Annotated in this window: 18 protein-coding genes and 1 pseudogene; 5 read left to right on the top strand and 14 right to left on the bottom strand. The window is 71.0% G+C overall.

Translation table 11 applies throughout. From position 1 onward, the window contains the following. Positions 1-26: 26 nt before the first annotated feature. Positions 27-1,124, bottom strand: coding sequence for an amidohydrolase family protein (locus tag ACXDC7_RS12950; protein ID WP_459222388.1), 1,098 nt, complete (start codon positions 1,122-1,124; stop codon positions 27-29). A gap of 26 nt (positions 1,125-1,150) precedes the next feature. Then, positions 1,151-2,749, bottom strand: coding sequence for a signal recognition particle protein (gene ffh / locus ACXDC7_RS12955; protein WP_179446005.1), 1,599 nt, complete (start codon positions 2,747-2,749; stop codon positions 1,151-1,153). 177 nt (positions 2,750-2,926) lie between these two features. Between ffh and ACXDC7_RS12960 the strand changes: the two genes are divergently transcribed. Next, positions 2,927-4,261, top strand: a complete 1,335-nt coding sequence (locus tag ACXDC7_RS12960) for an MFS transporter (protein ID WP_179446004.1) — start codon at positions 2,927-2,929, stop codon at positions 4,259-4,261. A gap of 3 nt (positions 4,262-4,264) precedes the next feature. Here the strand turns inward: ACXDC7_RS12960 and ACXDC7_RS12965 are convergent, their stop codons facing one another. Genes ACXDC7_RS12965 through ACXDC7_RS12975 form a run of 3 tightly spaced genes read right to left on the bottom strand, consistent with a single transcriptional unit; the run spans position 4,265 to position 6,792 of the window. Then, entirely contained in the window at positions 4,265-5,551 is a 1,287-nt protein-coding gene (locus ACXDC7_RS12965; protein WP_459222389.1) for a hydroxyacid-oxoacid transhydrogenase, read from the bottom strand. Next, a complete protein-coding gene (locus ACXDC7_RS12970; protein WP_179446002.1) occupies positions 5,548-5,988 on the bottom strand; it encodes a zinc ribbon domain-containing protein in 441 nt (146 codons plus the stop codon). Before ACXDC7_RS12970 ends, ACXDC7_RS12965 begins: the two co-directional genes overlap by 4 nt. A 6-nt stretch (positions 5,989-5,994) precedes the next feature. Then, positions 5,995-6,792, bottom strand: a complete 798-nt coding sequence (locus tag ACXDC7_RS12975) for an N-acyl homoserine lactonase family protein (RefSeq protein ID WP_459222837.1) — start codon at positions 6,790-6,792, stop codon at positions 5,995-5,997. Between the two features lie 151 nt (positions 6,793-6,943). Between ACXDC7_RS12975 and ACXDC7_RS12980 the strand changes: the two genes are divergently transcribed. Together ACXDC7_RS12980 and ACXDC7_RS12985 are read left to right on the top strand one after the other, a co-directional pair. Next, entirely contained in the window at positions 6,944-8,599 is a 1,656-nt protein-coding gene (locus ACXDC7_RS12980; RefSeq protein WP_459222390.1) for a GAF domain-containing protein, read from the top strand. Positions 8,600-8,620: 21 nt separating this feature from the next. Further along, a complete protein-coding gene (locus ACXDC7_RS12985; RefSeq protein ID WP_179446000.1) occupies positions 8,621-9,211 on the top strand; it encodes an NAD(P)H-dependent oxidoreductase in 591 nt (196 codons plus the stop codon). A gap of 19 nt (positions 9,212-9,230) precedes the next feature. Here the strand turns inward: ACXDC7_RS12985 and ACXDC7_RS12990 are convergent, their stop codons facing one another. Further along, entirely contained in the window at positions 9,231-10,487 is a 1,257-nt protein-coding gene (locus tag ACXDC7_RS12990) for an erythromycin esterase family protein (RefSeq protein ID WP_179445999.1), read from the bottom strand. 183 nt (positions 10,488-10,670) lie between these two features. On the opposite strand from ACXDC7_RS12990, the gene ACXDC7_RS12995 reads away from it, so the two are divergent. Beyond that, complete coding sequence (locus tag ACXDC7_RS12995; RefSeq protein WP_459222838.1) at positions 10,671-10,925, top strand: transposase; 255 nt, start codon at positions 10,671-10,673, stop codon at positions 10,923-10,925. A 305-nt stretch (positions 10,926-11,230) separates the two neighbouring features. Here ACXDC7_RS12995 and ACXDC7_RS13000 read toward each other — a convergent pair whose 3' ends face one another. The 7 genes from ACXDC7_RS13000 to ACXDC7_RS13030 all read right to left on the bottom strand — a co-directional run bounded on the left by ACXDC7_RS13000 (position 11,231) and on the right by ACXDC7_RS13030 (position 19,045). Continuing rightward, entirely contained in the window at positions 11,231-11,698 is a 468-nt protein-coding gene (locus ACXDC7_RS13000) for an acetyltransferase (protein ID WP_459222391.1), read from the bottom strand. A gap of 68 nt (positions 11,699-11,766) precedes the next feature. Continuing rightward, a complete protein-coding gene (ftsY, locus tag ACXDC7_RS13005) occupies positions 11,767-12,999 on the bottom strand; it encodes a signal recognition particle-docking protein FtsY (protein ID WP_343045976.1) in 1,233 nt (410 codons plus the stop codon). A 92-nt stretch (positions 13,000-13,091) separates the two neighbouring features. Next, a complete protein-coding gene (locus ACXDC7_RS13010) occupies positions 13,092-13,418 on the bottom strand; it encodes a DUF6506 family protein (RefSeq protein ID WP_459222392.1) in 327 nt (108 codons plus the stop codon). 48 nt (positions 13,419-13,466) lie between these two features. Beyond that, positions 13,467-13,667: a hypothetical protein gene (locus tag ACXDC7_RS13015; RefSeq protein ID WP_179445997.1), complete on the bottom strand. Its 201-nt coding sequence runs from the start codon at positions 13,665-13,667 to the stop codon at positions 13,467-13,469. A gap of 136 nt (positions 13,668-13,803) precedes the next feature. Then, positions 13,804-17,382, bottom strand: a complete 3,579-nt coding sequence (gene smc / locus ACXDC7_RS13020) for a chromosome segregation protein SMC (RefSeq protein ID WP_459222393.1) — start codon at positions 17,380-17,382, stop codon at positions 13,804-13,806. A gap of 3 nt (positions 17,383-17,385) precedes the next feature. Then, complete coding sequence (locus ACXDC7_RS13025; RefSeq protein ID WP_459222394.1) at positions 17,386-18,084, bottom strand: GtrA family protein; 699 nt, start codon at positions 18,082-18,084, stop codon at positions 17,386-17,388. Between the two features lie 7 nt (positions 18,085-18,091). Further along, positions 18,092-19,045 carry a LysR substrate-binding domain-containing protein gene (locus ACXDC7_RS13030; RefSeq protein WP_179445994.1) on the bottom strand — a complete coding sequence of 318 codons (954 nt, stop codon included), beginning with the start codon at positions 19,043-19,045 and terminating at the stop codon, positions 18,092-18,094. An 89-nt stretch (positions 19,046-19,134) separates the two neighbouring features. On the opposite strand from ACXDC7_RS13030, the gene ACXDC7_RS13035 reads away from it, so the two are divergent. Continuing rightward, entirely contained in the window at positions 19,135-20,103 is a 969-nt protein-coding gene (locus ACXDC7_RS13035) for a DMT family transporter (protein ID WP_459222395.1), read from the top strand. Between the two features lie 60 nt (positions 20,104-20,163). Here the strand turns inward: ACXDC7_RS13035 and ACXDC7_RS13040 are convergent. Next, a pseudogene (locus tag ACXDC7_RS13040) lies at positions 20,164-20,325 on the bottom strand (zinc finger domain-containing protein); the annotation flags it as partial. Positions 20,326-20,657 lie beyond the last annotated feature (332 nt).

Consider the following 20,657-nt stretch of genomic DNA (forward strand, 5'->3'; position numbering starts at 1 on the left):
AGCCCTTCGTCGAGTTCCGGCGAAGGTTACGGGGTGGCCGGCCCGGCCTGCCCCGGGGTCACCACCCGGCCCCGCAGCACCACCCGGTCCGGGCTGGCGGTGACGGTCACATCGGCTCGCGGATCGGCGTCGAAGATCACCAGATCGGCGGGATCGCCCTCCCCCAGCCCCGCGGCACCGAGCCAGTCCCGGGCCCGCCAGCTCGCGGCGCCGAGCGCGAAGTCTGCTCCCCCGACCCGGGACAGCAGCGCGATCTCCTCCGCGATCGTGCCGTGCGGGCGCAGGCCGCCGGCATCGCTGCCGGCGTAGATGGCGATGCCGGCATCGTGGGCCTTACCGACCGTCTCGAAGCGGCGGGCGAACAGATCGCGCATGTGCTTGGCGTAGGTGGGGAACTTGTCCTCGCCCTGCTCGGCGAAGATCGGGAAGTTCTCGATCTGCACCAGGGTGGGGTCCAGCGCGATTCCCTTGTCGGCCATCTGCGCGATCACCTCGTCGGTCAGTCCGGTGCCGTGCTCGACGCAGTCGACGCCGACCTCGACGAGATCGGCGACGGCCTCCTCGCCGAAGACGTGGGCAGCCACGCGTACCCCCAGCTCGTGGGCGCGGTCGATGGCGGACCCGAGGATCTCGCGCGGCCACAGCGGGGCCAGGTCGCCCGAACCCCGGTCGATCCAGTCGGCGACGATCTTGATCCAGCCGTCGGAATCCGCGGCCTGCCGCTCGACGGCGCCGACGAGATCGGTCGGCTCGACCTCCTCGGCGTAGTTGCGGATGTAGCGCTTGGCGCGGGCGATGTGGCGGCCGCACCGGATGGTCCGCGGCAGGTCCGTGCGCTCCTGCACCCAGCGGGTGTCGGCGGGGATGCCGGCGTCGCGGACGAGCAGCACGCCGGAGTCGCGGTCGGTGATCGCCTGGCGTACCGCCTCGTCGCGGTCGACCGCGCCGTCCGGGCCGAGCCCGATGTGGCAGTGGGCGTCCACCAGCCCGGGCATCAGGTACGCATCGCTTGCGATCGTCGTGGCATCGGATTGCGGCTCGTCGGTGATCACCCCGTCGACGATCCAGCGATCGGCCACCTCGCCCGACGGCAGCCACGTCCCGTGCAGATGCAGCGTCTCCATGCCCGGCATCCTGCCACCCGCCGCGATCAGCGGTTCTTGAACATGTCCCGCAGTTGCGGCGGCAGCTCGAAATCGCCCATCGCCTGCTGCAGTTGCTTCTCGTCGAGCTGGCTGGGGTCCAGATTGCCGAACGCGGCCGCGGGATCGGCCGGCGTCTCCTCGGCACCGGTGGTGATCGCGCCGGCCCGCTTGGCGGGATTCCCGGAGACGCCCTTGCCGCGCTTCTTGCCCTTCTTCGCCTGCTGCTTGCCCGAGCGCTGGGCGCTCTTCCCGGGACCGCCGCCCGGCATTCCGGGCATTCCCGGCATTCCGGGCATCGAGCCGCTGGCCAACGCGGTCATCATCTTGCGCGCCTCGAAGAAGCGGTCGACGAGCTGGTTGACGTCGGAGACCTTGGTGCCCGATCCCTTGGCGATCCGGGAGCGCCGGGAGCCGTCGAGAATCTTCGGGTTGTCCCGCTCGGTCGGCGTCATCGACAAGATGATCGCCTCGAGCCGGTCGATCTCCTTCTCGTCGATGTTGGCGATCTGGTCCTTCATCGCGCCGGCGCCGGGCAGCATGCCGAAGATCTTGGACAGCGGCCCCATCCGGCGTACCGCCTTCATCTGGTCCAGGAAGTCGCCCAGCCCGAACTCGCCGCCACGGCCGGTGAGCTTGGCCGCGGCCTTGGCCGACTGCTCGGCGTCGAAGGTCTTCTCGGCCTGCTCGATCAGGGTGAGCATGTCGCCCATGCCGAGGATCCGGCTGGCCATCCGGTCGGGATGGAAGACGTCGAAGTCGGCCAGCTTCTCGCCGTTGGAGGCGAACATGATCGGCCGGCCGGTGACCCGGGCGATCGACAGCGCGGCGCCGCCACGGGCGTCACCGTCGAGCTTGGTCAACACGACGCCGTCGAAGCCGACCCCCTCGGCGAACGCGTTCGCGGTGTTCACCGCGTCCTGGCCGATCATCGCGTCGACGACGAACAAGACCTCGTCCGGGTTCACCGCCGCCTTGATGTCGGCGGCCTGCTGCATCAGCTCGGCATCGACGCCGAGCCGGCCGGCGGTGTCGACGATCACCACATCGTGCTGTTTGGTCTCGGCGATGCCGATGGACTCGCGCGCAACCGCGACGGGGTCGCCCACCCCGTTGCCGGGCTGCGGGGCGTACCAGGCGACGCCGGCACGCTCGGCCACCACGGTGAGCTGCTGGACCGCGTTCGGCCGCTGCAGGTCGGCGGCCACCAGCAGCGGGGTGTGCCCCTGCTCGGCGAGCCACTTCGCGAGCTTGCCCGCCAGCGTGGTCTTGCCCGCACCCTGCAGGCCGGCCAGCATGATCACGGTCGGCGGCCGCTTGGCGAAGCGGAGGGTACGCGTCTGCCCGCCGAGGATGTCGACGAGCTCCTCGTTGACGATCTTGATGACCTGCTGGCTCGGGTTCAGCGCCCCCGACAGCTCGGCGCCCTTGGCGCGCTCCCTGACCGCGGCGATGAACTCCTTGACCACCGCCAGGTTGACATCGGCCTCCAGCAGCGCAATCCGGATCTCCCGCGCCGTGGCGTCGATATCGGCATCGGTCAGCCGGCCCTTGCCGCGCAGGCCCTTGAAGGTCGCGGCCAGCCGGTCTTGCAGTGTGTCGAACAAGGCTTCCTCGGTCCCGGAGATCTTCGGTCAGGCGGTCGGTACGGCGGCCCAGCGTACCCGCCGCTGCCCATTCTCCGGATATCCGCACCCGAACGGTGTGACCGGGTGCACAATCATCGAGCCCTTCGCCGTGCACGCCGCCCGGACGAGAGCGGCACGCATCGAGAAAGGCAGCACGTGACGGATACAGCCTCGGCATCGGCGCCGGTGAACAAGCGCGGCAGGGTCATCTTCGCCTCCCTGGTCGGCACGTCGATCGAGTTCTACGACTTCTACATCTACGCGACGGCGGCCGTGCTGGTCTTCCCCAAGCTGTTCTTCCCCAATGCCGACCCGACCACGCAGCTGCTCGGCTCGTTCGCGGTGTTCGGCGTGGCCTTCATCGCCCGCCCGCTGGGCTCGATCATCTTCGGCCACCTCGGCGACCGGATCGGCCGCAAGGGCACCCTGATCGGCTCGCTGCTGACCATGGGCGTCGCCACCTTCCTGATCGGGTGCCTGCCGACCGCCGCCACTCCCGGCTGGGTCGTCCTGGCACCCCTGTGCCTGGTCATCCTCCGGTTCTGCCAAGGCATCGGCCTGGGCGGTGAGTGGTCCGGCGCGGCGCTGCTCGCGACCGAGAATGCGCCGGAGGGCAAGCGCGCCATCTATGGCACGTTCCCGCAGCTCGGCGCGCCGATCGGCTTCATCCTGGCGAACATCTTCTTCATCATCATGTCTCAGTCGCTCACTCCCGAGGCCTTCGCGAGCTGGGGCTGGCGGGTGCCGTTCCTGGCCAGCGCGGTGCTGGTCCTGCTCGGGCTGTACGTGCGACTGCAGCTCGTCGAGTCGCCGGCCTTCCAGCGGGTCCAGGCCCAGGGTGCGGTACGCCGGGTCCCGCTCGGCGATGTCGTGACCACCCACCTGCGGCCGCTGATCCTCGGCACCTTCAACATGCTGGCGACCTACGTGTTGTTCTACCTGCTGACCACGTTCGTGCTCAGCTTCGGCACGGCGGCGCCGGACGCGCAGGTTCCCGGATTGGGTTATCCGCGCAGCCAGTTCCTGGCGATGATGATCGTCGGGGTGGTGTTCTTCGGCGCCTTCGTGCTGGTTGCGGGCCCACTGGCCGAACGCTTCGGCCGGCGTCGCGCGCTGCTGGTGATCACGGCCGGGATCGCCGTCTTCGGCGCGCTGTGGGTGCCGATGTTCGGCGGCGGCTTCGTCGGCGTGATGGCCGTGCTGATCATCGGCTTCAGCCTGATGGGGCTCACCTACGGCCCGATGGGCGCGCTGTTGCCCGAGATGTTCCCGACCAATGTCCGCTACACGGGCTCGGCGGTCAGCTACAACCTGGCCTCGATCCTCGGCGCGGCGGTGGCGCCGTTCATCGCCTTGTTCCTGTGGCGCAGCGCCGGCGGCAGCCCCGTGCTGGTCGGGCTCTACCTGTCCGGCGCGGCCGTGATCACCATGGTCTCGCTGTTCCTGACCCGCGAGACCCGCGACCAGGCGTACGAGACCAACGTCGGCTGAGCCTCACCAGTTGCTGACCGAGCGGGTCAGGATGCCCGCGATGTCCTCCTCGCTGGGCACGCGCGGTGCCATCGTCAGCAGGCGCTGCTGCTTCATCGTGCCGGGCACCAGGTCGGGCACGTCGGACTCGGTGAAGCCGACCCCGCCGATGCCGTTCGGAATCCCGATGTCGCGCATCAGGTCGATCAGCACCGAGGGCAACTGGTCGGCCGGATCGTCGGTCCGCTCCGCGTCCGGCGCGAGCAGCTCGGCCACCCGCAGGTGCCGGTCCGGAGCCGCGGAGAACGTGTAGCGGAACGCCTCCGGTGCGGTCAGGGAGACCGACATGCCGTGCGGCACCATCGCCTCCTCCTGCGGATAACCCGACGGGCGGAAGTCGCGGACCATCCCGGCGATCGGGTAGGCGTTGGCATGCGGGATGTGTACGCCCGCGTTGCCGAATCCCATCCCCGCGAAGGTCGCCGCGAACATCATGTCGCCGCGGGCCTCGGTGTCGCCCTCGTGCACCGCGCGGCGAAACGACCGTGCCAACAACCCGAGCGACTTCTCCGCCCACAGGTCCGACACCGGGTTGGCGCCGCAGTAGGTGACCCGCTCCTCGGGCGCCTTGCGCGCGAAGTCGGCGTACCAGCGGGCGGTGTAGGACTCCGCAGCGTGACACAAGATGTCCATACCGGCGGCCGCGGTCACCTCCGGGGGCAGAGTCATCGTCAGCGCGGGGTCGACGATCGCCATCGTCGGGCGCAGGCGCCAGTGGCTGATCCCGGTCTTCACCTTCATCGACAACACGTCCATGATGCAGACGTTGGTGCTCTCGGCGCCCGTGCCCGCGGTGGTCGGCACCGCGAAGAGCGGCTTCAGCGGTCCGGGCGGGATCTGCGCGCGCCCGATCGGCGCGTTCAGGTAGTCCATCAGCTCGCCGGGGAAGGTGGTCAGCAGGTTGACCGCCTTCGCGGTGTCGATCGAGCTGCCGCCGCCGACGGCGACGAACGCGTCCCACGGCCCCTGGGCCGCGGCGTAGGCGATCGCCTTCTCCATGCTCTCGTCGGTCGGCTCCACGTGTACGCCGTCATAGACCTCGACCTCCAGGCCGTGGCGGCGCAGCGCGTCCGCGACCCGGTGCGGCACCTCGGTCGCCGCCAGCCCGGGATCGGTGATCACCAGCACCCGCTTGGCCCCGTACTGCGCGACGTCGAAGCCGATCTCGTCGCTCGCCCCGTTGCCCACCTTGAGCGGCGGTGCCCCCCAGGTGAAGATCGTCTCCTCGGTGCCCTGCTGCTGCTCGCTCACCTGGTCTCCTTCTTCTTCGCGCTCTCCTGTTTGCCCGTCGCCTGATCGGCGTCTCGCCGGTCGGCGCTCGCCCGGGCCACCGCGGCGCCGATGTCGTCGCCGGCCCGCAACGGCCGACCGGCGAAGATGCCCTCGTGGGCCAGCACCGGGCGCCGGTCCCCGGCCAGCTCGGGGTGCCTCTCCTCCAGCTTCTCGCGCCGACTGGCGAGGTTGTGCCAGTGGCGTACCGCGTCGCGATCGCCCTTGCCGACCGCATTCCAACTGTGCGGGAGTTGCTCGCGGCTCGGGCCGGTCGAGGCGCCGGTCGTGTTCACCGCCGACGGCCGGCGCCGGCTCGCGGCCCCACACTCGGGGCAGGCGGGCGCGTCGGCCGAGGCCGAGGCGACGAAGGCCTCGAACCCGTGCCCGGCCTCGCACCGGTAGTCGTAGATGATCATGGCGCCTCAGCTGTAGTGGCCGTCGGGTGCATAGGTCAGCGTCTTGGCCTGCTCCGCGTCGTGGCCGAAGATCATCTCGGCCCCGGTCTCGTCGGCGATCCGGCGCAGCTTGTCCACCGACTCCAACCACTTGACGTTGTCCCAGACGATCGCCGCGCCCACCGCCGGCGGGCCCCAGGAATCGGCGAGATACACGGCATCGGAGGTGAAGATCTTGGTCCCGTCATTGGGCAGGTCGAGCCGCAGCGACATCGTGCCCCAGGTGTGCCCGGGGGTGAAGATCACGCCAACGCCCGGGGCGATCTCGGCGTCGCCGTCGATCGGCTCGATGTCCAGTCCCGCGTAGTCGCTGACCAGGTGCGCACCCGCGAACTCGCCGGTGATCGTTTCCACGCCCTCCAGCTCGGCGCGCTGGGCCATGATCTTGGCCTTGGGGAACATCTTGGCGTTGGCGGCGTGATCGAAGTGCAGATGGGAGAGCACCAGCACGTCGATGTCATCCGGTCCGAGCTCGAGGTCGGCGAGCGCCGTGTCGAGGTAGCCGGGCCCGTCGACGGGCTCGCGTACCGGGAAGAACTCCTGGAAACCGGTGGGCGCCCAGCGCTGCTCCCAGTCGCGGGGTACGCCGGTGTCCCACAAGATCTTGCCGTCGGGATGCTCGATCAGCACCGCGTGGGTCGGACAATCGCCCCAGACGACCGGATCGTCCTTGTGGTGGCGGTCCCGGATCGTCCGGCCGCCCTTCAGCAGCAGCCAGGTCAGGTCCGTCTCCATCACGCCCGTGGACAGGACGTGCACCTTCATCTCCGTCACAACAACCTCCATCGCTTGTCGTCGGGTCTTGCGGCCTGCCTCCACCGTTGCGCCGCACCCTCGGCCGAGCCAATGTGGTCAGGCAACACAGAATGGCTGCGAACCTGGCATCGACACACACCCCGGCCGCTAGGCTCGAGGGGTGCCCGAACCGGCCCCGACCCCGCGCGACCCCACCCCGACCCGCGTGCTCCGCGCGGTCTCGGAGTGCGCGGTCGACCTGGCCGATCTGCGCGACCCGCACCTCGTGCTGCAGGGCATCGTGCGCCGCACGCGGGATCTGCTCGGCACCGACATGGCCTATCTCAGCCTGAACGATCTCGGCCGCGGCGAGACGCACATCGAGTACACCGACGGCGTGCGCACCGAGGCGTACCGGACGATCCGGATGCCGCTCGGTACCGGCGTCCTGGGCGCGGTCGCGGCCGGCGGGGTGGACGTGCAGACCACCGACTACACCGATGACGCCGCGATGAACCACCTGCCGCGGATCGACGACATCGTCGTCGGCGAAGGGGTACGCGCGATTCACGGCTGCCCGATCCGCGTCGGCGGGCACGTCGTCGGAGCGCTGCTGGTCGCCCAGCGCACCCGGATGCGGTTCGGCCGCCGCCAGATCGCCGCGCTGCGCCGGATGGCCGAGGCGGCGGCGGTCGCGCTGGAGCTGGAGCGGCTGCGCGCGGGCGGCGCCGATCCGGTGGCCGCGCGGTTCCACGACGAGCTGACCGCCCGCGTACCGGACGGTCCGGAGGCCGTCTGCACCCTGATCGGCGCCCGCGTCGGTCACCCGGTGGAGCTGATCGAGCCGGGCGCCGAGGTCGATGGAGTGGCCGCGGCGGCGCTCGGCACGGCGGTCGCCGCCTCGCTGCACACCGCGGCGGCGGTCGGGGTCGAGGGCGCCGACGCCACGGTGCTCGCCGCACGCCACGGCGGCGGGCACGTCGCCACCGTGATCTGCCGGGTCCCGCACGCGCGCCTCGGCGAACGCGAGCGCCAACTGCTGGGGCGCTCCTCGCCCGCCGTGGGCGCGGCGGTGGCCGTCCAGCGCAACCAGGTCGAGGCCCTGTCGCGCGGGCACGCCGAGCTGGTCGACGACCTGCTGGCGAGCGCGACCCCGGGCAAGGAACTGCTCGCAAGGGCCCGGGCCCTCGGGTTCGCCCCGCGCCGCCCGGTACTGGTGCTCGTGGCGCGCCGCTTCGGCGGCAGCCGCGAGGCGTTCGTCCGCGCCGCCCGCGCCGCGCTCGCCCCGGCGCCCGCGCTGGCGTCCTCCCATGACGGTCACCTGTGCGTGCTGGCGCAGCCGGCGGGCCCCGAGCACTCCGCCGATGCCGTGCTGGCGGCGGTCCGCCCGAACCCCGCCGTCCTGGGCTGGAGCATCGCGGCGGACGGGCTGGCCGAGGTGGCGGCCGCACATGTCACCGCCCGGCGGGCCGCGCACGCGCTCGAGGCCCTGGGCGCCGCGGCCGCGGCGGCCGACCCGCCCGCGCTGGGCCTCGCCGGCGTACTGGTCGCCGGCAACGACCCGGCGCTGGTCGACGAGCTGATCACCGGCCAGCTCGGCCCGGTGCTCGCCTACGACGAGCGGCACGGCACGCGGCTGGCCGAGACGGCCTGGGCGGTGCTGGAATCGGGATCGAGCACCGGGTCGGCGGGGCGCCTGCACGTGCACCCGAACACCGTGCGGCAGCGCTGCGAGCGGATCGGCGCGCTGATCGGCGCCGACTGGCGGCGCCCGCCGCGCTCGGTCGACCTGCACTTCGCGCTGCGCCTGTGGCGCGTCCGGGCCGAGCTCGGCTGAGCGCCGTGCTTGCATGGGGCGGTGACCGAATCGACCCCCACCCCGCCCCCTTCCGACGATCCGCTCGCGCGGATCGGCATCCTGATCTCCAGCACCCGACCCAACCGGATCGGCCACCACGTGGCCGACTGGGTGACCGAACTCGCGCCTGATGACGTCGAGGCCCGCGCCCTCGATCTGGCCCGGATCGGTCTTCCACTGCTGGACGAGCCCGACCTGCCCGCCAATGGCAACTATGCGCAGCCCCACACCCGGGCCTGGTCGGAGTTGATCATGGGCATCGACGGGCTGATCATCGTCACCGGCGAGTACAACGCGGGCTATCCGGCGCCGCTGAAGAATGCCATCGACTACCTCTGGGCGGAATGGCGCGATCTTCCGGTGGGCTGTGTCGGCTACGGCTGGGGCGGCGCCCGGAAGGCGATCGCCGCCCTCGACCAGACCCTGGAGCGGCTGAACATGAAGGTGCTGCGCCCCGTCTGCCTCGAGTTCGGCAACGACCTCACCGAGCGGGGCGAGATCGGCGTACCCAATCCGGCGCCGGAGGAAGCGGTCCGCACGCTGTACTCCCAGTTGATCGCCGCCGGCTCGCCCCGCGGGGCCGGCTCGTAGCCGATCAACTCGTAGCCGGTCAGCTCGGGGGCAGCAGGGTGGTCGGCGTCGCGTCGGCGACGAAGACCAGCGCGTCGTAGGACTCGGCCGGGGCGAGGGTGATGGTGTAGGTGAACGGCAGGAACTGGAAGCCCGGCACCACCTCGTTGCCGACATTCGTCATCGCCCGTGGCTCTCGCAGGAAGGCGGCAACGGCCGGATCGGCGCTGGCGGAGGCGAAGTCGACGAAGCCCGGTTCCTTCTCGCCGAACAGTCGCGCCCACTCCTTCGCGGCCCCGTTGCTGATGCTGGCCTGCGACGAGCCCCTGACCCCGGCCATCGTGAAGGTGGAGTTCACCACGTCGGTGCCGATGGCGTAGTAGTCGTCGCCCAGCCGCTGCCGCAGCAGCGCACCGGTCGGCGTGAAGGTGTAGGGGGTGGTCAGGACGTGGCCGTTGTGCCCGGACAAGAACGCCCGGCGTCCGGGCTCACGGTCCAGCACCCAGCCCACGTTGTCGGCCATGAAGGCGTCGCGGAGATTGGAGTCGGCGCCGCTGGCGCGCCACTCGGCGCCCTGCCAGATGATCGTGGCGTACTGCCGAGCAAGATCGTAGGCCGCCCGATCGGTCTCGGCGTAGCGCTGCTCGCGGGCGACCAGGGTGTCCAACACGGTCCGGGCGGCGGCCGCGGCACTGCGCTGCTGCTCATCGTCCAGGCCGCGGAACTTGGCGTCGGTGAGCGGGGCGAGCGCCTCCTCGGCCTCCTTCGCGAAACCGGGGTCGAGCGCGGACAGGTTGCTCGCCAGGCCGTCCTTGTTGCGGTCATAGCGCTGGAAGTCGACACCGTAGAAGCTGATCTTGTCCCCGGCCTTGGCGCGGGTGTTGAAGTCGCGGATCCATTCCACCTGTGCCACCAACTCGCGGGTCCGGTAGATCGGGAAGCCGATCGCCGAGACGGCCTCCTGCGCGCTTCCGCTGCCGTCGCGGACATAGGCATTGACCGCTGCCGCGCCGCCGAAGTCGCCCTCGATGGCGAAGACCCGGTAGCCGTGCTCGGTCGCCAGCTCCGCGAACACCGCCTGCTTGGCGGCCAGGAACTCGGTATTGCCGTGGGTAGCCTCGCCCATCCCGACCAGTCGGGCGCCGTCGACGGCGGCGGGCAGGGCGAGGTCGTCCAGCGGCGTGACGTAGCGGCCGAACTCGGCGGGGCCGAAGTCGGCGGTCGGGGCCGCGGTGCAGCCGCCGAACAGCAGCGTGGCGGTGATGACGGTGGCGGCCAGCAGGCGCTTGGTGATCATGTCGGTACGCTCCCGCATCCCGGCCGCCGCCACCGATGCCTGTCGTCACCGCTTCGGGTGATCGCGTCAGGGACCGCCGGTGACGGATGTCAGGCGGCGCGGCCTAGGGCGTGTTGCTAAATGTTTCTCACTCGCTCTTCAGAGAGACTTACTCACGTGTCGCGTGATGTAGTTTCTGATGAGATGTGGTCCGTCATTGGCCACGTGTTCCCTCCTATGAAATCGACGGGTCGTTCGCCGATCGATAGGCGCATAGTCGTCGAAGCCACTGCGTGGCGATACCGTACCGGTGCACCATGGCGAGACCTCCCTGAACGGTTCGGGAACTGGAACACGATTTACAAGAACTTCAACCGATGGGCCCAGGCCGGGGTCTGGGCAAACTACTTGAACACGTCCAGCCTCTTGCCGCCTACAGCAAATCCCTCGATTGGGTAGCCTCGATCGACTCAACAATCGTGCGTGTCCACCAACATGGCACGACGCCCTCTCGCCACACAGGGGGCACAGCCGAACTACAAGAAATTCGGCGAGGAACCTCCCGATCACGCAATTGGCCGATCACGTGGGGGATTGACGACCAAGAACCACCTGGTCGCTGATGGTCGAGGACGAGCGCTGGCGTTCATCCTCACACCAGGACAGACGGCAGATACGACTGCCCGCAACTATCACGCTGGAGTCTGCCTCGCCGCTGCACTCCAATGGCTATAGTTCTCGAGAAGGAGCAGGCCCCCCACGTGTTAGCTCACTTGTAGATGCAACAGTGGGTAGGGGCGTCCGGCATCGTCGGTTTCGCTTCGGCCAATCACGCAGAATCCTCGATGTGTATAGAACTCTACAGCTTGGACATTCTGCTCGTTAACGTCAACGCTTCTGACGCGATGTTCCTTGACCGCGTGTCTCAGAAGTCTCGTTCCAATACCTCCGCCGCGTCGTTCAGCGTCGATAAACAGCATTTCAAGCTTTCCGTTCAAGACGCCGGAGAATCCTGCTGGGCGACCTTCGAGTTCTGCGACAGATAGCGAGACGGCGGGGAAATAGTCAGTCTCCAGCTTGGATTCGATCTCTCTTCGGTCCACTTCGGATAAGAAGTCATGAGTGGCGTTGACTGCGCTTCGCCAGATCGTTTTGAGCAACGGATAGTCTGTTGGCCCGATGGAGGGCCGGATGTTGAGTTCAGTCTCGCCGCCCTGTGGTTGCTCGCTCATATCTCCATCATGACAGGCCAATCGGGTCGGTGCGTGACCTAACCTCGGGGATCACTTAGCAACACGCCCTAGCGGGTCGGATCGAGCAGCGCGTCGACGAAGACCTCCGGATCGAACGGCGCAAGATCGTCCGCGCCCTCACCGAGGCCGACCAGTTTGACCGGTACGCCGAGCTCGTTCTGCACCGCGACGATGATCCCGCCCTTGGCCGAGCCGTCGAGCTTGGTCAGCACCACGCCGGTCACGTCGACCACCTCGGCGAAGATCCGCGCCTGGGTCAGACCGTTCTGACCAGTGGTGGCGTCGATCACCAACAACACCTCGGTGACCGGCGCCTTGCGTTCGATCACGCGCTTGACCTTGCCCAGCTCGTCCATCAGGCCGGTCTTGGTGTGCAGCCGCCCGGCCGTGTCGACGATCACCACGTCGACCTCGTTCTCGACGCCGGCGCTGACCGCGTCGAAGGCCACGCTGGCCGGATCGGCACCTTCGATGCCGCGGACGGTCGGTACGCCGACCCGCTCGCCCCAGGTCTCGAGCTGGTCCGCGGCCGCCGCGCGGAAGGTGTCGGCGGCGCCGAGCAGGACATCGCGGTCCTCGGCGACGAGGACCCGGGCGAGCTTGCCCACGGTGGTGGTCTTGCCGGTGCCGTTGACACCGACCACCAGCACCACTCCCGGCGTACCGTCCGTGTGCAGGCCGCGGTCGGTGTCGGGACCGATCAGCGCCAGCAACTCCTCGCGCAGCACGGTCCGGGCCCGGTCGGGATCGGCAATGCCGTCCACGGTGAACCGCTCGCGCAGCCGCTCGGTGAGCTGCGTGGTGGGGCCGACACCGAGATCCGCGGTGAGCAGCGTGTCCTCGAAGTCCTCCCAGGTCTCCTCGTCCAGCTTCTCGCCCGACAGCAGGCCGAGCATGGCGCGGGACAGCGGGTTGTCGGAGCGGGCGAGCCGGGCGCGCAGGCGTTGCAGGCGGGTACGCGGGGGCTCCGGGGTCTCCAGCGGGACGGCGACCGAGTCCGCCGGCGCCTCGACCTCCTCGAGGGTCTCGTCGACCTCGACGGTCTCCTCCGGGGCGGGAGCCGGGACGGTCTGCTCGCGGTCGGTGACCGCCGGCTCCTCCCGCTCGTCGACCGCGACTCCCCCGGGCGCCGGGGGCTCGCCGGACTCCTCGGCGGCGCGGCCCTCCAGTTCGGCACGTTCGCGGGCCCTGATGGCCTGCCGGCGGGCCGCGACGCCGCCGATCGCGACCGCGACCAGACCGGCGACCAGGACGATGATCAGAATGAGGGTCAGATCCACCCGGTCATCCTAGGCACGTGCACGCGCGGCAGCGACCGCCCGGCATGTCCGCGCGTCCCGAGTCGCCCGGGAGCTCAGTCGCGCACGGGCCGTCAGCCCGCCGCCCCCGCATAGGCGGCGGCGCGTTGCAGCGCCTCGGACGAGAACGTCACATGCCCGACCGCGGCCCGGTCGCCGACGGCCGCCTGGACCGCGGCGACGTGGGCGCTGGTCAGTCCGCCGCAGAGTTCGATCAGGCTGACGCCCTCGTCGACGAGGGCGCGCGCGACCTCGGCGGCGGCGTCACCGGACGGGACGGGCACGATCAGTGCCCGGACGCCGGGGGCGGAGTAGACGTGGCGGTCGCGTACCGGATCGGCGCCCGGGTGCTCGATCACGGCCGCCCAGGTCACCGGGCTCGGAATGTCGGCTGCACTCATGGCCCCGATGCTGGCCCCTCGACCACGGTTCAGGTCCAGCCCGACAGGTCAGTGCAGCAGGCGCTGGAAGCTGCGCGGCGGGGTCGCGTCGCCATTCAGCGCCCGAGCGGTGCGCGCGAGCAGGTCGGCCGCGCCCGGGTGCCGCTCGCGGTAGCGGCCCTGCATGCCGATCACGACGAGCGCGATCACGCCCGTGGCGACGAGCGCGCTGAGGAAGACGAAGAGCACGGTCATGTCGATCAGATCCATGGCGAATCCCTTGAGCTGGAGTGGGGAAGGTCGGCAGCCAGCCCGACTGCCGTGACCAGTGTGACACGTGTGACGGGTGTGTCAATAGCCCAGACCGCGGTCGATGGCAACCAGCCGCGCCGGGCGGGTCGACAGTTCAGGCCGAGGCGCGAGCCCCGAGCCGCTGGCTGATCACCGCGGAGACGCCGTCGCCGCGCATCGACACCCCGTACAGCGCGTCGGCGATCTCCATCGTCCGCTTCTGGTGGGTGATCACCAGCAACTGGGAGTTGTCGCGCAGTTCCTCATAGATCTCCAGCAGCCGGCCCAGGTTGGTGTCGTCCAGCGCCGCCTCGACCTCGTCGAGGATGTAGAACGGGCTCGGCCGGGCGATGAACAACGCCACCAGGAACGCCACGGCGACCAGCGACCGCTCGCCGCCCGAGAGCAGCGACAGCCGCTTCACCTTCTTGCCCGGTGGCCGGGCCTCGACATCGATGCCGGTGATCAACATGTCGTTCGGGTCGGTCAGTACCAGCCGCCCCTCGCCACCGGGGAAGAGCCGGGCGAAGACCCGGGCGAAGGCCGCCTCGACGTCGGCGTACGCCTCGGCGAAGACCTGCTGCACGCGCGCGTCGACGTCCTCGATGATGCCGGCCAGGTCGGCCCGGGTGCGCTTGAGATCGTCGAGCTGCTCGGCGAGGAACGCGTGCCGCTCCTGCATCGCGTCGTACTCCTCCAGCGCCAGCGGATTCACCCGGCCCAGCACGCCGAGGGCCTTCTCGGCCTTCTTCAGCCGCCGGACCTGCTCGTCGCGGACGTAGGGCACCGGCTCGGGCTGCTCGTCGTCCTCGGTGAGCGCCGAGCCGTCCTCGCGGGTCAGCACCGGCACGGCCCGCTCCGGCCCGTAGTCCTCGGTCAGCGCCTCGCCCTCGATGCCCAGCTCCGTCAGCGCCTTCTCCTCCAGCGCCTCGACCTTCATCCGCTGCTGCGCGCGCGCCAGCTCGTCGCGATGCACCGCATCGACCAGCTTTTCCAGCTCCCCGGCCAGCTCGCGCGAGCGCCCCCGCGCGCTCGCCAGCACCTCATCGGCCTGCGCGCGTACCCGCTCTGCCTCGGTACGCTCGACCGCCGCCGCCTCGCGGGCTGCCGCGATCCGCTCGGCCAGCCAGCGGCACGCCTGCTCGACGGCGCGGGCGACTTCGGCGTCGGCGAGCAGTTGGCGGCGTCGCTGCGCTGCCCGCTCCCGGCTCGCGCGTTCGTGTTCGGCCGCCTTGCGCAGCGAGTCGGCGCGGCCGGCCAGCGCCCGGGCCCGCTCCTCCAGCGTCCGCAGCGCCAGCCGCGCGTCCATCTCCGCCGACCGGGCCGTGCGGGCCTGCTCGCCGAGTCGGTCACGCTCGGCCGGGTCCGGCTCGGCCCCCTCCTCGACCTCGGCCGAGGCCAGCTCCAGCCGCTCGGTGAGCTCGGCGAGGCCCGCCCGGTTGCGGTCCCTGGCCTGCTCGGCCTCGGCGATCGACTTCTCCGCCCGGTCGGCCTCGGCCTGCGCCGAGCGGGCCGTGGCCCCGAGCCGGCCGAGCTGCTCCGCGACGGCCGACATCTCCGCATCGGAGGCGTGCAGCCGCTCCAGCACCGCCTCCACCCTGGCCGCGGCGTCCGCGCGCCGATTGCCCAGCTCGGCGCGGGCAAACCGTGCCCGCTCCAGCGCGTGGCCCGCGCGCGCCAGCGCCGCCTCGGCGTCGTCCACTGCGGCCTGCACCTCGATCAGTGACTGCTTGGCCTGGGAGCCGCCGGCGGCGTACCACGCGGACAAGATGTCGCCCTCGCGCGTCACCGCCGTCAGATCGGGGTACGCCTGGACGAGCTCGCGCGCAGCGGCCAGATCGCCCACGACGGCGACCTTGTGCAACAGGCGCCCGACCGAGGGGGCCAGGCCATCGGAGGCGACCAGCACGTCCGCGGCATAGCGCACCCCGTCGGGCAGCTCCGGCCAGCCCGCGCGGTCCATCGTCTCCGCGGAGCCGAGCAGCATCCCGGCCCGGCCGAGATCCTCGTCCTTCAGGTGCCGGAAGGCACCGACCGCGGCGTCGACGCTGCCGACCGCGACCGCATCCGCGGCGGCGCCGAGCGCGGCGGAGACCGCGGTCTCGTAGCCCGCCTCGATGCCGACCAGGGTCGCCACGGAGCCGAGCACGCCGTCCAGCCGCTCGCCTGCCGCGAGCAGAGCGCCGGTCGCGTCCTTGCGGTCCAGGCCCAGCCGCAGCGCCTCCACGCGCGCCTGCGCCGCGGCCCGGTCCGAACTCGCCGCCTGCTCCGCTCCGGCGAGTTCGGCAAGCTCGGTCTCGATCCGCTCCAGCTCGGCGGCCGCCTGCTCGTGCTCGGCGTCCAGCCCCTCCTCGCCCGCGGTCATCTTCGCCACCCCGGACTCGACCGCGGTGAAGTCGGCATTGGCCTGCTCGACCCGGGCCAGGGCCTCCGCCCGCGCCTCGCCGAGTCGCCCGAGCTCGGCATCGGCGGCCTCCAGCCGGCTGGTCAGCGAGCTCACCTGGCCGTGCAGCCGCGCCAGTCCCTCGCGCCGGTCGGCGGCGGCCCGGACCAGCCCGGCGTACCGCTTCTCCTCCTCCGCGTGGGCGGCCTCGCCGGCGACCCGCAGCCGGGTCGCCTCGGCGAGCGCGGCGTCGGCGGCCTCCACCTCGCCGCGCAACTGGGCCTCCTGCGCGCCGACGGCCTCGGCCTCGGCGTCCAGCTCTTCGGGATCGCGGCCCCCGCGCTCCTCGCCCTCCGCGGTCGCCGCCTCGGCATGCCGGACCCGCTCGCGGGCGATGGAGATCGTGCTCGCGACGCGCTCGCCCAGGGCCGACAGCTCGTACCAGCTCTCCTGCGCCGCGGCCAACCGCGGCCGGCCCAGCCGCAGCTGCTCCTCCGCCTCCGCCTCGTCCCCGCGGGCCTCCTCCAGTGCCGCGTCCAGGCGTACCCGCTGCTCCCGCGCGGCTGCCTCGTCGGCAAGCTCGGAGGCCAGCGCCAGCCGCGCCTGTACCAGGTCATCGGCGAGCAGCCGCGCCCGCGCGTCGCGGGCCTCGGCCTGGATGACGGCCGCCTTCCGGGCGACCTCGGCCTGCCGGCCGAGCGGCTTGAGCTGGCGGCGTACCTCGGCCAGCAGGTCGTTCAGCCGGTTCAGGTTGCCCTCGGTCGACTCGAGCTTGCGGGCCGCCTTCTCCCGGCGCTTGCGGTGTTTGAGTACGCCCGCCGCCTCCTCCACGAAGCCACGCCGGCCCTCCGGGGTGGCCTGCAGGATGGAGTCGAGCTGGCCCTGGCCGACGATCACGTGCATCTCGCGGCCGATGCCCGAATCCGACAACAACTCCTGGACGTCGAGCAGCCGGGCGTTCTCGCCATTGATCTGGTAGTCCGACCCACCGTTGCGAAACATCGTCCGCTTGATCGTGACCTCGGTGTAGTCGATCGGCAGCGCCCCGTCGGCGTTGTCGATGGTCAGCTCCACCTCGGCCCGCCCCAGCGGCGCCCGGCCGGACGTGCCGGCGAAGATCACGTCCTCCATCTTCCCGCCGCGCAACGACTTCGCGCCCTGCTCGCCCATCACCCAGCTCAACGCGTCGACCACGTTCGACTTGCCCGAGCCGTTCGGCCCGACCACGCAGGTGATGCCCGGCTCGAAGTGCAGCGTCGTCGCCGACGCGAACGACTTGAAGCCGCGCAGCACGAGGCTCTTCAGATACATCGACTACCTCCGCGAACTCTCGTCGTCGTGGTGCGCACCGACCGGCTCGGAGTGGCGCCGATCCGGGTGCGCGGCGGCCTGCTCGGCCAGCGCCTGCTCGGCCTCGTCCTCCACCTCGGGCGCGACGACCGGGGCCACCATCGGCACCGGCGGCGCGTGCTCGTCGTGGCGCTTGCGCCCGCGGACGGCCGAGAAGGTCCACAGCTTGTTCAGCACGAAGGTGATCGGCACGGTGATCAGGATCGCGATCAGGTGGGCCCAGTAGTAGCGGTTCGTCAGCCCGGTGCTGCCCTCGGTGAACGGCGGCCCCGGCAGGTACAGCGGCGAGGTCGGGTTGATCATCAGCGTCTCGATCAGCATGGTGACCAGTTGCGCGCCGAAGCCGACCAGCAGGAACGGCCAGTACTCCCGCAGCCAGCTCGCGTGTTTGGCACTGTTGAACGTCCAGTGCCGGTTCAGCATGAAGTTCCACAGGTTGGCGATCAGGAACGCAAGCGTCGAGTAGATCAGTTGCCAGCGGACGTTGAAGTCGGTGAACGGGATCGCGAAGACCACGTCGTTCGGGTGCGACCAGATCTTGTTGGCCAGCACGAAGATGATGTTGTTGACGACGACGCCGGAGCCGCCGACCAGGCCGAACCGGATCAGTTGGATCCAGTTGTGCCGGTGGCGGACGAAGACATAGCGGGCGGCTCGTTTCACGATTGGGTCAGACTAGCCGCGCGGCGGGCTCGCTCGGCAATCCTTCGGCCTCGGTGTCGGGATCGCGCGCCAGGCCCTCGCCCCCGGCGGCGCGCAACTGCGCGGCGAGCTCGGCCAGCACGCGGCGTTCGTCGTCTCGGCGGGTGACCAGATAGAGGTGGCGGCTGACCCGGGGCGTGAGCTCGACGTAGCTGACCGGCACGGACTCCGTCCGCGCCAGGCGCGGCACCAGCGCGGCGGCCAGGCCGGCGGCGACGAGTTCGAGCTGGGCGCCGAACGCGGGCACCTCGTAGCGGATGTCGACCGGCAGGCCCGCATCGCGCAGCAGGTCGGTCAGCGCGAGGTACGCCTCGCTGCCGGCCGGGCAGGAGGTCCACGCCAGGCCCGCCGCGTCAGCCAGGCGGTGCGGGCGGCGCGGGGCCGCGCCGGGCAGGGCGAGGTCGACCGGCTCGGTGAGGATGCGTTCGGCGCGCATCGCGGCCAGCCCGCGGGGCGCCCGGTCCTGCCAGGACTCCACCAGCGCCGCGTCGAGGCGGCGGGTGTGGACCAGCTCGATGCCGTCCACCGCCTCGCCGTCGACGATGCTCGGGCGCAGCGCCGGGTGGCGTGCGGTGAGCCGGCCGAGGGCGGGGCCGACGATCGTGCGGATGGCACTCATCACCACCCCGAACCGCAGTGGGCCGCCGAGCGCGTCGCGGTCGCGGATCGCGGCCACGGCGGACTCGGCGCGCTCGATCCGCTCGCGCAGGTGCAGCCCGCAGGCGGCGAGTTCGCTGCCGGCGGCGGTCAGCCGGATGCCGCGCCCGGCCGGCTCGACGAGCGCCGCGCCGACGTCGCGCTCGAGGTTGCGTACCTGCTGGCTGACCGCCGAGCCGGTGATGTGCAGCAGGTCGGCGGCGGCCCCGATCGAGCCCGTCTCGGCGACCGCCGCGAACACCCGCAGCCGGTCCCAGTTCTGCACGTGAGCTCCTCGATTCCTCAGTCCTGCTAAGCAGATTGCCTCGGGATTTCTCGATTGAGCTTAGCGCTCGGTACGCCGATGATGGGCGCGTGACCCGATCTGCGAACCCGGCGAGCACCGAGGCCGGAAGGCGAGGCGACACGGCGCCGTCCGGCGAGGGCACTCGCGCGCTGCTGGTGCTGGTCGGCGGTTGCCTGCTGGTGGGCGCCTCGTCGACCTTCATCAAGCTGTCCGGGGCCACCGCGCCCACGGCGGCCTTCGTCCGCTGCGCACTCGCGGCCGTGCTGCTCGCCCCGGTGGCGCTCGGCGAATGGCGCCGCTACGGGCTCCCGCACCGCCGCGGCCTCGGGCTGGCGGCGGCCTCGGGGGTGCTGCTGGCGGCCGACTACCTGATGTGGACCCAGAGCGTGCTGGACACCGGGGCCGCGGTCGCCACCGTGCTGATCGGCGTCCAGGTCGTCGTGTTCCCGGTACTCGCGCTGCTGCTGCTCGACATGCCGATCGCCCGCCGGTTCTGGTTGACCCTGCCGGTGATGTTGCTCGGGCTGGTCCTGACCAGCGGCCTGCTCGGCGCCGATCCCGGCGCGCCCGCGCCACTGCGCGGCGCCGTCCTCGGGGTGCTGGCCGGCGGCTGTTATGCCGGCTACCTGCTGACCAACCGGCAGGCCGCCGTGCTGGACCCGCGCCAGATCGTCACGCCCGTCGCCGTGGGCACCACCGCGGCCGCACTGGTGATCGCCGCGGTGTCGGGGCTGGCGTCCCGGACACCGGCGGGCGGCGCGCTCACCATCGACCTCGGTGCCGTCGATGCCGGCGGCTGGGTCTGGCTGGTCGCGCTCGCCATCGGCGGGCAGGTGCTGTCCTTCGTCGCGATCAGTTACGGATCGGCCCGGCTGGCACCGTCGCGGGCCGGCGCGGTGATGCTGCTGCAGCCCGTCGCGGCCATCGCCCTCGGCACCCTCGCCCTCGGCGAGCGGCCCGACGCCGCGCAGGTGCTCGGGATGGCGCTGACCGTGATCGGCGTCGGCCTGGCGACGATCGGTCGCCGGCGCCGCTAGGGCGCGGCGACAATGTGCGATCTGTGGTCATCCGGGCGCCCGGGAGTGACCACAAAGTGATCACGCCCGCGGCGGGGATTGCGCCGGTGCGCGCTGGCAGCGCGGGCACCGATACGACGAGCGGTTCATGAACGGCTCCCGGCGCATCGGCGTACCACACCGCCCGCAGGGCAGCCCCTCGCGGCCGTAGGCCTGCAGGGAGCGCTCGAAATAACCCCACTCCACACGTTTGTGACATTGATCTACGCGAAGTGAAAATGGAAGCGTTTCTCCTTGCCAAAGGCTGGTTTCGGCCGGCTGGCGAGTGCCCGTAGCGGGCTCCACGCCGGTTCCAATCAATGACTTCTGTATCTCAACGTACATCGGCTCCCTTCCAAGGGAGAAGCCGGCAGCCGAGGACCACGCTGCGCCGTCGACACCGCCTGCGGTATCTGAGGTTTCTGGACGAGTCTGTGGCGACTGGATGGCGTGGCAGACCTGAGGATCGGCACTCATGACCTCGTGCGTCGCCATCCCGGACGAGAGCAGTGTCGAGCCGCCGGCTGGCACCCGCA

The organism is Naumannella huperziae (assembly GCF_054073625.1).

Coding starts and splice junctions, on each gene's coding strand:
- ACXDC7_RS12950 (WP_459222388.1), bottom strand. CDS start 1,124: ATGGAGACGCTGCATCTGCACGGGACGTGGCTGCCGTCGGGCGAGGTG.
- ACXDC7_RS12970 (WP_179446002.1), bottom strand. CDS start 5,988: ATGATCATCTACGACTACCGGTGCGAGGCCGGGCACGGGTTCGAGGCC.
- ACXDC7_RS12975 (WP_459222837.1), bottom strand. CDS start 6,792: ATGAAGGTGCACGTCCTGTCCACGGGCGTGATGGAGACGGACCTGACC.
- ACXDC7_RS12990 (WP_179445999.1), bottom strand. CDS start 10,487: ATGATCACCAAGCGCCTGCTGGCCGCCACCGTCATCACCGCCACGCTG.
- ACXDC7_RS12995 (WP_459222838.1), top strand. CDS start 10,671: ATGTGGTCCGTCATTGGCCACGTGTTCCCTCCTATGAAATCGACGGGT.
- ACXDC7_RS13000 (WP_459222391.1), bottom strand. CDS start 11,698: ATGAGCGAGCAACCACAGGGCGGCGAGACTGAACTCAACATCCGGCCC.
- ACXDC7_RS13010 (WP_459222392.1), bottom strand. CDS start 13,418: ATGAGTGCAGCCGACATTCCGAGCCCGGTGACCTGGGCGGCCGTGATC.
- ACXDC7_RS13015 (WP_179445997.1), bottom strand. CDS start 13,667: ATGGATCTGATCGACATGACCGTGCTCTTCGTCTTCCTCAGCGCGCTC.
- smc (WP_459222393.1), bottom strand. CDS start 17,382: ATGTATCTGAAGAGCCTCGTGCTGCGCGGCTTCAAGTCGTTCGCGTCG.